The following is a 15,934-nucleotide window of genomic DNA, read 5'->3' as shown; positions in this document are numbered from 1 at the left end:
GTGAAGATGAAAGAGAATAGAGCCTTTGGAGCTTGTGCCTTAAAAAAAATACTATGTTTATAATAGACGCCCATCTAGACCTGAGCATGAATGCGATGGAATGGAACAGAGATTTAAGAAATGATGTAAAAACATTACGCCACTTAGAAAAAGGAATGACTGACAAACCCGATCGCGAGCGTGCCACGGTTTCGTTTCCGGATCTGCGAAGAGGTAATATTGGTATTGTGGTAGCGACACAGATCGCGCGTTTCGTAAAACCGGGCAGCATCATTCCGGGCTGGAATTCCCCCGAACAGGCCTGGGCACAAACACAAGGACAACTGACCTGGTACAAAACCATGGAAGAAGCGGGAGAAATGGTGGCAATTACCGATAAAAAATCGCTTCAGCAACAAATTGATTTATGGAATGACGGAAGCTCAAACGATAAAAAGCCAATTGGTTATATTTTAAGTTTAGAAGGTGCGGATTCCATTGTTGATATTTCTTATCTGGAAAAAGCTCATAACTACGGTTTACGAGCAATCGGACCTGCGCATTACGGTCCGGGACGTTACGCCAACGGAACAGACGCTACCGGAAAAATGAATCAGAATGGTCTTGATTTACTGAAAGAGATGGAACACCTGAATATTATTCTGGATGCCACCCATTTATGCGACGATGCTTTCTGGCAGGCCTTAGACCATTACAACGGACCCGTTTGGGCGAGCCATAACAATTGCCGAAGTCTTGTCAATCATAACAGGCAGTACAGTGACGAAATGATTAAGGCCTTAATTTCGAGAGGAGCCGTAATTGGCGGAGCTTTAGATGCCTGGATGCTGGTTCCAAACTGGGAAAGAGGCGTTTCGACACCTTTGGGAACACAATGCAATCTGGAAACGGTTTTTAAACATATGGATCACATTTGCCAGCTGGCCGGAAATGCCAGTCATATTGGTATCGGTTCCGATCTTGACGGTGCTTTTGGTACAGAACAAGGTCCGTATGATCTAGATACGATTGCCGATTTACAGAAATTGGTGCTGATTTTTAAAAACAACGGGTATTCTGATGAAGATTTAAAAAATATCTTTCATCAGAACTGGATTAATTTTTTAATGAAAAACTGGGATTAGATAAACACTAAACCTGGAACTGCCTTTTTATACGATTGTAATTTTTCGTGATCCGGACTAACTTCGGTCACCACATAATCTACCTCGGATAAATTGGCAATTTTCATTTTTAAAACGGTATCGAGTTTTTCGGAAATAGTCAGGATGGCCGTTTTTTCGGCAGCCTGAATCATTGCTTTTTTTACCTGAACGGTTTCCCAATCAGAATCCGAGAAACCACCTTCGATATCTAAAGCATTGGTTCCCAGGATGAGCAGGTCAACTTTAATGTTCGCCAACTGATTGTAAACATCACCGCTCACGCACATTTGGCTGTAAGATGAAATACTGCCGCCAATCATGATGATTTTGACATTCGGTTTATCGAGAAGTTCCACGGCAGAAAGAACAGTAACCGTAAAAATAGTAAGATTTAAATCATTTGGAATCAGGCGTATGAACTCTCTAATGGTTGTTCCGCCGCCAATTAACAAAACCATACCATCATGAAGTAAACCTAATGTTTTTTGCGCAATCACCTGTTTTGATTCACCTGCATAGGTTTGATTGGAAGAAGAATGGTGATACGCTTTTGTCATTGCACCGCCTTTTACCTTAATCAATAACGATTCTGATTCGAGTTCATTAATATCACGTCTGACCGTATCTTCTGAAACAAATAATTTCGCAGAGAGCGTTTCAAAACTGACACGGGTGTGAAGGTTGATCTCTTTTAAAATAAGATTTTTACGTTCTTCCTTAGTGTAATTAACCACTTCATTATCGTTACTCATGCAAATTAAATTTTGTTAGGAGCAAATGTAAACAATAAATGCAATATTATTGCGAAACAAATTATAACTCAAAGTAATAAAAAAGTTAATTCATCTATTTTAAAGACATTTAAACACAAAACTCTTTTGCAAAAAAAATGCAAAACATTTTACAAAACCTAAATTTGTTTAACAAACCAAAAAAAAACCATGCAAAAAAGTCTATTCCTCTTTTTAATATTTTGTTTTTCTTTCGGAAATGCCCAAACTTCTTTTGAAAACAATGCTATAATTCCCGCTCCAAATTCCTATAAAGATACAGGCGACAGCATTCGTCTCAACGGAAAGATAAAAGTTGTTTTTGAGAATAATCAATTTAGTGCAGCCGAACTCAGAACAGCACAAATTTTTGAGGGTGCCGTTAATGGAAATCTACCTTCAAAAAAAGCTGCTGTCGAAGTGCTGTTTATTGCTAAAAATCCTTCCGCGTCATCAAACAAAGAAGCGTATAAAATAAATATTACTTCCAAAAAAATCACCGTAACAGGTACTGAAGAAGGATTATTTTATGCTGTGCAAAGTTTGCTTCAGCTGTTGCCGAATAAAGCAGAAAATCAGGAAATAAAATTGCCTTGCATAACCGTCGAAGACGCGCCACGATACGCCTACCGAGGATTACACCTGGACGTTTGCCGACACTTTTTTACTATCGGTGTTATAAAAAATTTTATCGCACAAATGTCCAGCTATAAATTAAATAATTTCCATTGGCATTTAACAGACGATCAGGGCTGGAGAATCGAGATCAAAAAGTATCCCAAATTAACCGAAGTCGGATCTAAAAGAGCGCAGACTTTGGTTGGAAATAAATTCGAAAGATTCCCTTATTTTTTTGACGGAAATCCATACGGTGGTTATTATACTCAGGAAGAAATTAAGGAGGTCGTGAAATTTGCCGAAGCACATTATGTAAACATCATTCCTGAAATCGAAATGCCGGGTCATGCGACCGCAGCCGTTACCGCTTATCCCAATTTATCCTGTTTTCCCGATCGTCCGTATAAGGTGGTTGAATCCTGGGGTGTTTTTGAGGATATTTTTTGCGCCGGAAAAGAAGAGACTTTTACTTTCCTGGAAGATGTTTTAACGGAGGTTATTGCTTTATTTCCAAGCAAATATATTCATATAGGAGGTGACGAATGCCCAAAAACAAGATGGAAAGCTTGTCCGAATTGCCAGAAAAGAATCAAAGAATTAGGATTAAAAAACGAGCATGAATTGCAAAGCTACTTAACAACCCGAATAGAAAAATTCCTCAATGCCAACGGAAGACAAATTCTGGGTTGGGACGAAATGCTTGAGGGCGGACTGGCACCAAACGCCGCAGTAATGTCCTGGCGTGGGGAAGCCGGAGGAATTAGTGCCGCGAAACAGAAACATTTTGTAATCATGAATCCGGAACAGGTTTTATACCTCGATTACAATCAGGGCTATTCTCCCAATGAACCTTTAACTGTTGGACGATTAATTACAGTGGATAAAATATACAACTACAACCCGACTCCGGTTGACAGTTTAACCATTGACGAACAAAAATATATTATGGGTGTTCAATCGAATCTTTGGTCGGAATATTTGACAAGTCCGGCTAAATTGAATTATCAGCTTTATCCAAGAGTATTTGCCCTGGCAGAAATTGCCTGGACGCAGCCTCAAAACAAAAATTACAATAATTTTATACTGAACCGAATGCCATATCATCTGGAAAAACTGGAAGCCCAAAAAATATTGTATAAAGTTCCAACCCCTTTTGGAGCGAATGAAACGGCTGTAATTGCCTCAAAATATGTACTGGATCTGAAACCAACTCTCAAAAACGGACAGATTTTCTATACCATAGACGGCTACAATCCGGATGAAACCGCTGAACTGTACACGCAGCCCGTTACTATAAACATTCCGAAAGGAGAATACCGAATCATCAAAACCGTTCAGATTAGCGCAGGCGGAAGAAGAAGTTCTATCAATAAAATACTGGTTAGAAATCCGGATGTAAAAGCAGCTTTAGCCGTAAAACCAACGAAACAAGGTTTAAAATACGAGTATTATACCGGAACTTTTTTCCAGCAGGTACAGGATTTAGAAGAGACAAAACCCATTAATTCGGGAATTTTTGAAGGGGCTGTAAGCAGTGAAAAATGGAAATCGAAAACAGAGCGTTATATCGGCTTAAAATTCGACGGATACCTCTATATTCCGGAAACGGCAAACTACACAATCTCGACACTTTCAGACGATGGCTCGAAGCTTTTTATCGATAATGAATTAATCGTCAATAATGACGGAATTCATTGGCTCAATGAAGCGTATGGAGTCGTAAAACTTGAAAAAGGTTTTCATAAATTCAACATTAGTTATTTCGATCAGATTGGAGGGACTACTTTAAGTTGTTTTATACAACAGGAAGGAAAAGAAAAAAAAGAAATAAGTGCTTCGCAACTGTATTATGAGTAAAACATAAAATAAAGAGCACATCTATGACATTGAACCTCGTGAGAATTGGCAGTGCTTGTATAGTATAGTTTGTGGCAAATCTGATTTTCATATTTTTTTGCCACAAAAAGCGTGGCATTTTTTTTTAAAATTTTATTTTGCCACAAAAAGTGTGGCAAATTTAATTTAATTTCAATTTTGCCACAACACACAATTACAACATTTACTATTAAAAGAAAAACTGAAATCTTTACAATTTTATCTTTCCTTATATCTAATTTGTATGAAAAATTGTATTTTTGACACATTTCTAAATTCGTCACTAAAAAATAGCTCCCAACAATTAAATATGTATCTTATATAAACATCACTTTTTTTATTTCTAATTATTATCTTTGAACTATGAGCACACTTACAAAATCAAATCACATAGGGCGAAAAATAAGCCGTATCCGTGAAATGAAAGACATGAAACAGGAAGCCTTAGCACAGGCCTTAGGAACTAATCAGCAAGCGATTTCACTAATGGAAAACAGCGAAACCATAGAAGAAGGAAAATTAATTGAAGTAGCAAAAGCTCTTGGCGTGAGTGTGGAAGCAATTAAAAATTTCTCGGAAGAAGCGGTTTTAAATATTATTGCAAGTACAGTGAATAATCACGATAATGCTGCATCAGTTAATTATGGCTGTACATTTAATCCAATAGACAAATTAATTGAAGTTTATCAGGAAAAAGAAAAACTTTACGAACGTTTACTGCAAGCAGAAAAAGATAAAGTTGAGTATTTAGAAAATCAGCAAAAAAATAAATAGATACTATTCGTACTTAGATACAAATACCAAACCAAGACGTTGCCAACGGTTTCAACCGTTGGAGTGCAATAGATTAAAATTATTATAGCCCACGGTTGAAACCGTGGGCTATAATAATTTTAAAGGCTCAGGAATATGCAAAAAAAACACGAATACTAATACGTATTTTTTTATGACTATACAGCTTTTGGATTGATTGCTAAAAGGCAGTATCTGGAAAATATATAAACAAAAAAATGGGGTTTTTAGAACCCCATTTTTCTATTTAAAGCTATTCTTAAAATTATCCTTTTAAGCTTGCCGACAAATACTCACGGTTCATACGTGCGATATTTTCAAGAGAAATTCCTTTAGGACATTCTACCTCACAAGCTCCTGTGTTGGTACAGTTACCAAAACCTTCCGCGTCCATTTGGTGCACCATGTTCAAAACACGATCAACCGCTTCTATTTTACCCTGAGGTAATAATGCGTATTGCGATACTTTTGCAGCAACGAACAACATGGCTGAAGAGTTTTTACAAGTTGCCACACAAGCTCCACAACCAATACAGGCAGCAGCATCAAATGATTTATCTGCATCGTGTTTGTTAATTGGAATTGTATTGGCATCAATTGTATTTCCTGAAGTATTTACAGAGATAAATCCACCTGCGTGCTGAATTCTGTCAAATGAACTTCTGTCAACCACTAAATCTTTAATTACCGGGAAAGCTTTTGCTCTGAATGGCTCGATAAAAATCGTATCACCATCTTTAAACATACGCATGTGCAACTGACAAGTGGTAACTCCTCTGTCTGGTCCGTGTGCTTCTCCATTAATGAATAAAGAACACATTCCGCAGATTCCTTCACGACAATCGTGATCAAATGCTACCGGCTCTTCTCCTTTATTAATCAATTGTTCGTTAAGAACGTCAAGCATTTCAAGGAAAGACATATCTGGTTCGATTCCGTCAATTGGGTAATCAACGATTCCTCCTTTATCCTGGGCGTTTTTCTGACGCCATATTTTTAATGTAAGTTTCATAATTCTGTTATGGGTTATAAGTTAAGAGTTAAAAGTTATAGGGAATTCCTATTCCATTTTCGTCCTAGCTAAATAATTTATGTATCCATTTAATATTGCTTTAGTTCTTTCGAACTTCTCTCTAAATTGTTGCAACAAATTATCTTCAATATATCTCTCATCTATAGCTGTAATTACCTGATTTAATGATTCACTCAATGAACCTCTTGCAATTCTACAAAATTGAATATTTTCTTGATAATGATATCTACCAAATCCTTCGGCTATATTATCACTAACAGATCTCGAAGATCTTTTAAGCTGACTTGTTAAGGCATATTTTTCGTCAATTGGAAATTTCGGAAGAATATTTTGAGAAACAAAGATTCTTAATTCGCGTGCCGCTTTCCAACACTCTAAATCTTCGAACGACTTTAATGAACTCATAACCCTTAACTCTTAACTTTTTACTTGTAGCTTCTTTGAACTAATTTAATGTTTTCGTAAACCAGAGGTTCTTTGTGTAATACGGCATCACTTGGTTTTCCTTTGTATTCCCAGGCTGCAACGTATGCAAAGTTTTCATCATCACGAAGTGCTTCTCCTTCTTCTGTCTGGTATTCTTCACGGAAGTGACCTCCACAAGACTCATTACGGTGTAATGCATCTTTCGCGAACAATTCTCCTAACTCTAAGAAATCGGCAACACGTGTCGCTTTCTCTAATTCCTGATTAAATTCGTTAGCGCTTCCAGGCACTTTTACATCTTTATAAAACTCCTCACGTAAAGCGGCAATTTCTTCGATAGCTTCTGTCAAACCTTTAGCATTACGGGCCATACCTACTTTATCCCACATGATTTTTCCTAATTTCTTATGGAAATAATCTACAGAATGAGTTCCTTTATTATTGATAAATCTGTCGATTTGATCTTTTACATTTTTCTCCGCTTCCACGAATTCCGGTAAATCTGTAGAAATCGGTCCCATTTTAATATCCGGAGCTAAATAATCCCCGATAGTATAAGGCAATACGAAGTATCCATCAGCTAAACCTTGCATCAAGGCAGAAGCTCCAAGTCTGTTTGCTCCGTGATCAGAGAAGTTAGATTCTCCAATGGAGAAACAACCAGGAATGGTAGTCATTAAGTTATAATCCACCCATGTTCCTCCCATTGTGTAGTGAACCGCAGGGTAAATCATCATTGGTGTTGTGTAAGGATCTTCGTCAACGATTTTGTAATACATCTGGAATAAGTTTCCGTATTTACTTTTCACGATTTCAGCTCCTAATTTCGTTACCAAAGCAGCATCATTAGCATCTAAACCTCTTACGAAAGCCTCTTCAGTTCCGTAACGTTTAATAGCGGCAGCAAAATCTAAGTAAACAGCTTCACCCGTTTTATTAACTCCAAAACCGGCATCACATCTTTCTTTTGCAGCACGGGATGCTACGTCACGAGGCACTAAGTTACCAAAAGCAGGATATCTTCTTTCTAAGAAATAATCTCTGTCCGCTTCCGATAAATCTGTTGCTTTTTTCTTTCCTTCACGAATTGCCTGAGCATCTTCTAATTTTGCAGGAACCCAGATACGACCGTCATTACGTAATGATTCAGACATCAAAGTCAGTTTTGACTGGTGATCTCCCGAAACCGGAATACAGGTTGGGTGAATTTGTGTATAACAAGGATTTGCAAAAAATGCTCCTTTTTTATGAATTTTCCAGGCTGCTGTTGCGTTACTTCCCATAGCATTTGTAGAAAGGAAAAATACGTTTCCGTATCCTCCTGAACCAATAACTACAGCATGAGCAGAGTGTCTTTCGATTTCTCCTGTAACTAAGTTACGGGCGATAATACCTCTTGCTTTTCCGTTCACGATAACAAGGTCTAACATTTCGTGACGGTTGTACATTTTTATTTTTCCACGACCAATCTGACGGTTCATTGCAGAATAAGCTCCTAACAATAATTGTTGTCCGGTTTGTCCTTGTGCGTAAAATGTACGGGAAACCAAAGTTCCTCCAAAAGAACGGTTATCTAATAATCCGCCATATTCACGAGCCAATGGTACTCCCTGAGCCACACACTGGTCAATAATATTAGTAGAAACTTCAGCCAAACGGTGAACGTTTGCCTCACGTGCACGGTAGTCACCACCTTTTACAGTATCGTAGAACAATCTGTAAACGGAGTCACCGTCACCTTTATAATTTTTTGCTGCATTGATTCCCCCTTGTGCTGCAATAGAGTGCGCACGTCTTGGTGAATCCTGAAAGCAGAAAGCTTTTACGTTATATCCCTGCTCAGCCAAAGTAGCCGCAGCTGAACCTCCAGCCAAACCTGTACCAACAATAATAATATCTAAATTACGCTTGTTTGCAGGGTTTACTAAATTAATATGATCTTTATAATCTGTCCATTTGTCCGATATTGGGCCGTGTGGAATTTTTGAATCTAATGCCATTATAATTTATATTAATTATTGAAATGATGAACTAAAGCGATTATGATGAAAAGTGCCGGTACTACCACCGCAAATCCATAACCGATTTTACTTAAGAATCGAGAATATTTATTGTGCATCCCAACTGATTGTAGAGAAGATGCGAATCCGTGCCAAAGGTGAAATCCTAACAACACAAAAGATATACAATATAATCCTGTACGAATTGGGTCATGAAATTTATGAACTAACTCTCCATAATATCTTGTAGCATCTGGCGCGGTACCTGCAATATATTTATAGGTAACTTCAGGAAACCAAAAATCGTAGAAATGCAATCCTAAGAAAGCCAAAATAACCAACCCGGAAATAATCATATTTCTGGAACTCCACGAAGCATTAGCCGCTCCATTGTATTTTGCGTATGCAATTGGTCTTGCAGCGCTATTTTGAGCAGTCAGTACAAATCCCATTACGAAATGGAAAATTACCCCGATTGCCAAAACTGGTTGCATTACATATTGAATTAGCGGATTGTAACCCATAAAGTGAGAAGCTTCGTTAAAAACATCTTCACTAATAATAGAAATGAAATTTAAGGAAACATGCAGCGCTAAAAACGTGATTAAGAATATTCCCGAAAGAGCCATAGCCACTTTCTTTAAGATGGAAGCATTCAACTGTGCAGATTGTGCCATAAGTGTTTAAGTAGTTTGTTTTAAAAATTAGACAAAAATAAAGCAATTAGACATGAACTACAACCATTTCGTTGTTATTTATAATCATTTTAAAGAGCTTTCCAAGACTTTATTACAAATTATTTAAAAACAAGAAAATAGACCTTTTTCTAAAGCCATTTTAACGTAATCCTGACTTTTATATAATTACCAAATTGTTATTTTTTATCACTTTTTAAATTGTTTTCCTCAAAAGTGACAGCATTCTTAATTTTATTGACCAAAAACAAGGGAATTTTAGCAGCATAATTTTACCTTTATGGGCTTCAAAAAAAATCAGAATGAAAACAGGAATTGACGCTATTTCTTTTGACGTAGCCAACATACATTTACCCATAAAAACTTTGGCAACTGCCAGAAACATAGAACCCGAAAAACTAGAAAAAGGCCTTGGATTAATTAAGATGACTTTACCCGATGTTCATCAGGATGCGGTCGTTTTTGGAGCTAATGCTTTAACGAAACTAATTACTGAGAATCAAATAAACCTAAACGAAATCAGCCGGATTTATGTCGGAACCGAAAGCGGCATCGACAGTTCAAAACCTATTAGCTCTTTCTTAATCAGTTTAATGGAACAAAAATTTGGAGAAGATACTTTGGCCGAATGTGACGTTGTCGATTTTACGTTTGCCTGCATTGGCGGAGTAGACGCTTTGCAAAACTGTATTGATTTTGTAAAACTGAATCCATCTAAAAAAGCAATTGTGGTGACAACCGATTTCGCGAAATACGACTTAAACTCCACCGGAGAATACACGCAGGGCGCCGGAGCTTTGGCAATGTTAGTAACTTCGAACCCTCGAATTATTGCTTTTGATGAAAATTGGGCTACAAGCACCAAAGGTGTTTTCGATTTTTTCAAACCCTACAGGACTATCGCAAAGGAAGCGATAACACAAAACGAAAACAACGATCCGTGGTTTGATAACTTAGAAGCCGAAATCGAAATCCACAAAGACCAGCCGGTTTTCGACGGTCAGTATTCGAATCAGTGTTATATGGATCGTACGAGATCTGCTTACTTTTCTTTCAAGAAACTAAAAAACACTATCGAAACCTTATACAATTCCTGGAACAGTATTATCATGCACCTTCCCTACTCGTTTCAGGGACGCCGAATGTTGTCTGAAATTTATGCTTTAGACCATGCCGATAAAATTATTTCAGAAAATATTGAACCGGCAGATTATCAGACTAAAATCAAGGAAGTTGGTAAATCTGATGCATACCGAAAATTCGTAACCGAAAAATTGCAGCCTGCAGAACTGGCTTCGTCTTTAATTGGAAATCTTTATACAGGTTCTATTTTCATGGGATTATTATCGACTTTGGCGCATTATTACGATACAAAAACAGAAGTTGCCGGAACTAAATTCGGATTCCTGGCTTACGGAAGCGGATCGAAATCGAAAGTTTTTGAAGGAACTATTCAACCCGAATGGCAATCGGCTTTAGCCAAAACCAAACTTTTTGAAAATCTGGAAGAAAGCGTTGAAATTGATTTTAAAACTTACGAAAGCCTCCACAAAAAAGAACAAAAACAAAGCATCCGAACGCCTAAAAAGGAATGGATCTTAGACCGAATCGAAAAAGAAATCCCTAATTTGATGGGGGCGAGATATTATAAATGGATTGATTAAGAAATTCCAAATTTTTTAATTTCCAAATTCCAATAAAAAAAATCCAAATTCCAATAAAAAGAAAACCGAAGCAAATGCTTCGGTTTTCTTTTTATTAATCTATACCGTTTGTCATTTCGACCGAAGGGAGAAATCGCACTAGTAATTCTACAAAGATTGGCTTTTTGCATATGGATCTACTTGTGTGATTTCTCCCTTCGGTCGAAATGACAAAACCAGCCTTTATTTCAAAATCACCTATAAATCGTAAACTTATTATGGCTTAAAGTAAAACCAAGATTTTCATAAATCAGGACATTTTCTACTCTTCTTCTATTGGTGGTTACTTCTATGCTTTTCAAATTATTCTGCTCTGCAAAATTTTTTATTTCATTAATTAGTAAACGTCCAACGCCCTGACCCCGGTATTTTTGATGAATAAAAAACTCCTGAATTTCACCAACCAAACCGCAGTGATGCAAAAGATGCTGCGTATGAAAACTAATAAAACCTGCACCTTCTTTTTCGTTTTCAGCCATCAGATAAACATTCTTCGGGTTAGCAATATTTTCATTGAATATTGCCGCAAAAACTTCAAAATCTAATTCTTCATTTTCAAGTTCACAAATTGACTTATACACAAAATCTAAATCTTGTTTTTCGACTTTTCTGATTTTTATTTTTGATTGCATTCGATTGATATATTTACAAGAATTCCTTAAAGCACGACGCTAAAAATTAATTAGTATATTTTAAAAATAGTAAGAAAAATTGTATGTTTGTAAAATTAATAAAACAATTTACAAAATCTCCCCAACAAACAAAAATCCGTTTTTAAGCAAAACCAAAAAACATAAAAGAATTTTAAATATCTTTGAACTATGAGCACAGCACCAAAACCAAGACACATCGGGCGAAACATAAGCCGAATCAGAGAGCTTCGCGACATGAAGCAGGAAGCACTTGCTATTGCGATTGGCGTTAGCCAGCAAACTGTTTCAAGCATTGAAGGAAGTGAAAATGTTGATGATGAAAAACTAAAAGCAATAGCAGAGGCTTTAGGAGTAACATCTGACGTAATAAAAAACTTTTCTGAAGATGCCGTTTTTAATATTATTGGGAACACTTTCGACATTGACAACAACAATGGTTCTTCTGTTATTAGTTATGGCTGTACTTTTAATCCGTTTGATAAAATGCTTGAAGCTTACGAAGAGAACAAAAAACTTTATGAACGATTGGTTGAAGCTGAAAAAGAGAAAGTCGCTTTTTTGGAGAAGTTGTTAAGTGAGAAAAAATAAATTATACGAAAGATATATTTATAGAAAGACCGAAGTTTTAGAGCTTCGGTTTTTTTATGGATTTATTTATTGTTGCGAGAAAAGATTTTAAACCCGACAGGTTTTAATGGAGATTCCCTGACCTTTCAAAATAAAAAATCTGCGTGAAACAAAATTATCACTCTTTGTCGAGTTACTTGCAGAGATTCCTCATTCCTCAGAATGACAATGATTACGGTTGTAAGATTTAGGCATCTTTACAGATCTTATGCTTTCTGTTTTCAACTATAGCCCAAGGTTTCAACCTTGGGTTTCATATTGCGACAAATCTATTACCCTCCAATGGTTGAAACCATTGGCTACGGCTTTTAATTAATCTTTGCCTGCGATTTGTAGTTAAATCAGCAACCTAAAATTAGCCTCAAAACAAATAAGAAAACTTTAATAAACCAAGTATACGACACTTCTTCAAAAATCACTAATTTTGAAATTCGAAGTTCAAAAACGAAATTATTATGAAATATCATCAAATAAACAGCGCTCTTTTTGTAAAAAACCGCAGAAAATTCACGGCAGAAATGAAACCTAACAGTGTTGCCGTTTTCAATTCCAATGACATTTACCCCGTTAGTGCCGACAGTACTTTGCCGTTTGCACAACACAGAGATATATTTTACCTGAGCGGTGTAGATCAGGAAGAAAGCATCTTGCTTTTGTTTCCGGATGCGCCTTATGAAAACCAAAAAGAGATTCTTTTCCTGAAAGAAACCAACGATCATATTGCCGTTTGGGAAGGCGAAAAGCTAAGTAAAGAACGCGCTTTTCAGGTTTCGGGAATCAGAACAGTGTATTGGTTACAGGATTTTCATAAAATTTTGAACGAAATGATGACGTACGCCGACACGATGTACATCAACACCAACGAACATTACCGTGCGACTGTTGAAACAGAAACCCGTGAAGCCCGTTTCGTAAAATGGTGGAAAGAACGTTATCCGGCACACAACGTAGCGAAAAGCAACCCGATTTTACAACGCATTCGTTCTGTAAAAGAAAGCGAAGAAATCGATTTGATTCAACAGGCGTGTGATATTACCGAAAAAGGGTTTCGCAGATTATTGTCGTTTGTAAAACCAAACGTTACCGAATACGAAATCGAAGCCGAACTGATTCACGAATTCATCCGTAACCGTTCGAAAGGCTTCGCTTACACCCCAATTATTGCTTCGGGAAACAATGCCAACGTTTTGCATTATATCGAAAACAACCAGCAATGTAAAGCCGATGATTTAATTTTACTGGATGTCGCTGCTGAATATGCGAATTATTCGAGCGATATGACCAGAACAATTCCGGTTTCAGGAAGATATTCCGAAAGACAAAAAGCCGTTTACAATGCGGTTTTAAGAGTAAAAAACGAAGCCACCAAAATGCTGACTCCGGGAACACTTTGGAAGCAATACCATATTGAAGTGGGTAAAATCATGACTTCAGAATTACTGGGTCTGGGTTTAATTGACAAAGCCGATGTTCAGAACGAAAATCCGGACTGGCCAGCGTACAAAAAATATTTCATGCACGGAACTTCCCACCACATGGGGCTGGACACGCACGATTACGGATTGCTTCACGAACCCATGAAAGCCAATATGGTTTTTACGGTTGAACCTGGCATCTACATTCCGGCAGAAGGATTCGGAATCCGTCTGGAGGACAACGTTGTGGTGCAGGAAAAAGGAGAACCTTTCAACCTGATGCGCAACATTCCGATTGAAGTAGATGAAATCGAAAGTCTTATGAATTCATAATTATGGTTATGAAAAAGCTTTTTATACTTACTTTTTTGATTTTCGCCGGCAAGACTTTCGCTCAGACGGAAGGTTACGCTAAGAACAATGATTCGAGCCTGACATATTACAAAACATTCGGAAAAGGAGAACCGCTTTTAATTATTAACGGCGGTCCGGGAATGAACAGTAATGGTTTTGAAAACATGGCCAAAACGCTGTCTGAAAATCAGCAAACCATAATTTACGACCAAAGGGGAACGGGAAAATCAAAATTGGCAAATTTAAACGCGAAGACTGTTTCGATGAAATTAATGGCCGATGATATCGAATCATTGAGAAAACATCTTAAAATCAAGAAATGGAATATCCTCGGGCATTCATTTGGAGGAATGCTGGCTTCTTATTATGCGACTGTATATCCCGAAAGTATCGATAAATTAATTTTATCTTCTTCCGGAGGCGTTGATCTGACTTTGCTGAAAAGCCCAAATCTTATCGAATCTGGATTGAATCAATCGCAAAAAGATTCATTGACTTACTGGAATACCAAAATCGAAAAAGGCGACACTTCGTACACCGCAAGAATCGGAAGAGGAAAAGCAATGGCTCCTGCTTATGTTTACGATCAGCAATATGCCCCAATAATCGCAGAAAGATTAACACAAGGCAATTCGACTATAAACGGCTTATTATGGAGCGATATGCAGAAAATGAATTTTGACTGCAAAGCAAAATTGAAACAATTCAAAAATCCGGTGCTGATCATTCAGGGAAAAGAAGACATTATCAGTAACGAAATTGGAGAACTGGCACATCAGACACTTCCGAATTCAAAACTGATTTTCCTGGAACATTCCAAACATTATGGATGGCTGGATGCACGGGAAAAGTTTTTCTCTGAAATAAATTCCTTTTTAAAATCATAAAAAACAAACGGCTTTCAGAAATGCGAGCCGTTTTTAATTTTAATCCAATTTTAAAAATAATACCTTAAATTTATATTTAAATCAAACGTCTTGAAAACGCTATTATACAAAAACACGAAAATATCCTATACTGATTCCGGACAAGGAACTGCAATTGTATTGCTACACGGCTTTTTGGAAAACAAAAAAATGTGGCAGGAATATGTGGCTCTTTTCTCTAAAGAGTATCGCGTGGTCACAATCGATTTACTGGGCCATGGCGAATCGGATTCTTTGGGCTACGTCCATTCAATGGAAGATAATGCCAATGCCGTAAATGAAGTTTTAGAACATTTAAAAATCGAAAAAGCGATTGTCGCTGGTCATTCTATGGGAGGCTATGTTGCTTTGGCCCTGGCTGAATTGCATCCGGAGCGTATTAAGAAATTAGTTTTATTAAATTCGACTGCCAAAGAAGACAGTGCCGAGAAAAAACTAAACAGAACCCGTGCCATCAAAGCGGTGAAACAAAACTATGTAACCTTTGTAAGCCTTGCGGTAGCCAATTTGTTTAGCGAAGACAACCGAACAAGATTAGCAGAAGAAATTGAGAAAACTAAAGCTCAGGCACTTAAGACTCCTTTGCAGGGAATTGTCGCTTCTTTAGAAGGAATGAAAATCAGAAAAGACAGGGAAGCGCTTTTACGTGAAAACCTTTTTCCGGTTTTATTGGTTTTAGGCAAAAAAGATCCGGTTCTCAACTACGAAGAAACCGCAACACAAATAGAAGATACCACCGCAGTACTTGTTTCTTTTGACGATGGACATATGAGTCACATTGAAAACAAAGAAGAGCTGAAAGTGGTACTGGCTGATTTCTTTAAATAAATGAAAACCTGCAAAAAGCAAAAAAGGCTGTTCAAAAAATTTTGAAACAGCCTTTTCTCATTATTGGGGGCAAA

14 protein-coding genes are annotated in these 15,934 nt (G+C 37.2%); 8 read left to right on the top strand and 6 right to left on the bottom strand.

Annotated elements, in window-relative coordinates:
• Window positions 1-53 precede the first annotated feature (53 nt).
• A complete protein-coding gene (locus GJU43_RS09570) occupies window positions 54-1,124 on the top strand; it encodes a dipeptidase (protein WP_154340544.1) in 1,071 nt (356 codons plus the stop codon).
• Here GJU43_RS09570 and GJU43_RS09565 read toward each other — a convergent pair.
• Window positions 1,121-1,897, bottom strand: coding sequence for a DeoR/GlpR family DNA-binding transcription regulator (locus GJU43_RS09565; RefSeq protein ID WP_154340543.1), 777 nt, complete (start codon window positions 1,895-1,897; stop codon window positions 1,121-1,123). The two genes, GJU43_RS09570 and GJU43_RS09565, sit on opposite strands and share 4 nt — an antisense overlap.
• Before the next feature lie 189 nt (window positions 1,898-2,086).
• On the opposite strand from GJU43_RS09565, the gene GJU43_RS09560 reads away from it, so the two are divergent.
• The gene (locus GJU43_RS09560) at window positions 2,087-4,390 is read left to right on the top strand and encodes a family 20 glycosylhydrolase (RefSeq protein ID WP_154340542.1); all 2,304 of its coding nucleotides are present in this window, start codon (window positions 2,087-2,089) and stop codon (window positions 4,388-4,390) included.
• Between the two features lie 381 nt (window positions 4,391-4,771).
• Window positions 4,772-5,182 carry a helix-turn-helix domain-containing protein gene (locus tag GJU43_RS09555; protein ID WP_154340541.1) on the top strand — a complete coding sequence of 137 codons (411 nt, stop codon included), beginning with the start codon at window positions 4,772-4,774 and terminating at the stop codon, window positions 5,180-5,182.
• 283 nt (window positions 5,183-5,465) lie between these two features.
• Here GJU43_RS09555 and GJU43_RS09550 read toward each other — a convergent pair whose 3' ends face one another.
• From GJU43_RS09550 to GJU43_RS09535, 4 genes are read right to left on the bottom strand one after another with little or no spacing between them, the layout of a single operon-like run.
• Window positions 5,466-6,212, bottom strand: coding sequence for a succinate dehydrogenase/fumarate reductase iron-sulfur subunit (locus GJU43_RS09550; RefSeq protein WP_154340540.1), 747 nt, complete (start codon window positions 6,210-6,212; stop codon window positions 5,466-5,468).
• A 48-nt stretch (window positions 6,213-6,260) separates the two neighbouring features.
• Window positions 6,261-6,638 (bottom strand): four helix bundle protein, encoded by a 378-nt coding sequence (locus GJU43_RS09545; RefSeq protein ID WP_154340539.1) that lies wholly within the window; start codon window positions 6,636-6,638, stop codon window positions 6,261-6,263.
• 20 nt (window positions 6,639-6,658) lie between these two features.
• Window positions 6,659-8,659, bottom strand: coding sequence for a fumarate reductase/succinate dehydrogenase flavoprotein subunit (locus GJU43_RS09540; RefSeq protein WP_154340538.1), 2,001 nt, complete (start codon window positions 8,657-8,659; stop codon window positions 6,659-6,661).
• 11 nt (window positions 8,660-8,670) lie between these two features.
• Window positions 8,671-9,336, bottom strand: a complete 666-nt coding sequence (locus GJU43_RS09535) for a succinate dehydrogenase cytochrome b subunit (protein WP_154340537.1) — start codon at window positions 9,334-9,336, stop codon at window positions 8,671-8,673.
• 320 nt (window positions 9,337-9,656) lie between these two features.
• Here GJU43_RS09535 and GJU43_RS09530 point away from each other — a divergent pair, with 320 nt between their 5' ends.
• Window positions 9,657-11,018: a hydroxymethylglutaryl-CoA synthase family protein gene (locus tag GJU43_RS09530; RefSeq protein WP_154340536.1), complete on the top strand. Its 1,362-nt coding sequence runs from the start codon at window positions 9,657-9,659 to the stop codon at window positions 11,016-11,018.
• 233 nt (window positions 11,019-11,251) lie between these two features.
• Here GJU43_RS09530 and GJU43_RS09525 read toward each other — a convergent pair whose 3' ends face one another.
• The gene (locus GJU43_RS09525; RefSeq protein WP_154340535.1) at window positions 11,252-11,689 is read right to left on the bottom strand and encodes a GNAT family N-acetyltransferase; all 438 of its coding nucleotides are present in this window, start codon (window positions 11,687-11,689) and stop codon (window positions 11,252-11,254) included.
• Window positions 11,690-11,878: 189 nt separating this feature from the next.
• Between GJU43_RS09525 and GJU43_RS09520 the strand changes: the two genes are divergently transcribed.
• From GJU43_RS09520 to GJU43_RS09505, 4 genes are all read left to right on the top strand, one after another.
• Entirely contained in the window at window positions 11,879-12,298 is a 420-nt protein-coding gene (locus tag GJU43_RS09520) for a helix-turn-helix domain-containing protein (protein ID WP_154340534.1), read from the top strand.
• Window positions 12,299-12,792: 494 nt separating this feature from the next.
• A complete protein-coding gene (locus tag GJU43_RS09515; RefSeq protein ID WP_154340533.1) occupies window positions 12,793-14,085 on the top strand; it encodes an aminopeptidase P family protein in 1,293 nt (430 codons plus the stop codon).
• A gap of 8 nt (window positions 14,086-14,093) precedes the next feature.
• The gene (locus tag GJU43_RS09510; RefSeq protein WP_229655028.1) at window positions 14,094-14,993 is read left to right on the top strand and encodes an alpha/beta fold hydrolase; all 900 of its coding nucleotides are present in this window, start codon (window positions 14,094-14,096) and stop codon (window positions 14,991-14,993) included.
• A gap of 90 nt (window positions 14,994-15,083) precedes the next feature.
• The gene (locus GJU43_RS09505) at window positions 15,084-15,860 is read left to right on the top strand and encodes an alpha/beta fold hydrolase (protein ID WP_154340531.1); all 777 of its coding nucleotides are present in this window, start codon (window positions 15,084-15,086) and stop codon (window positions 15,858-15,860) included.
• Window positions 15,861-15,934 lie beyond the last annotated feature (74 nt).

The sequence above is a fragment of the Flavobacterium sp. LC2016-23 genome, assembly GCF_009674775.1.
GTDB lineage: Bacteria > Bacteroidota > Bacteroidia > Flavobacteriales > Flavobacteriaceae > Flavobacterium.
This window is presented reverse-complemented; position numbering and strand designations above follow the sequence as displayed.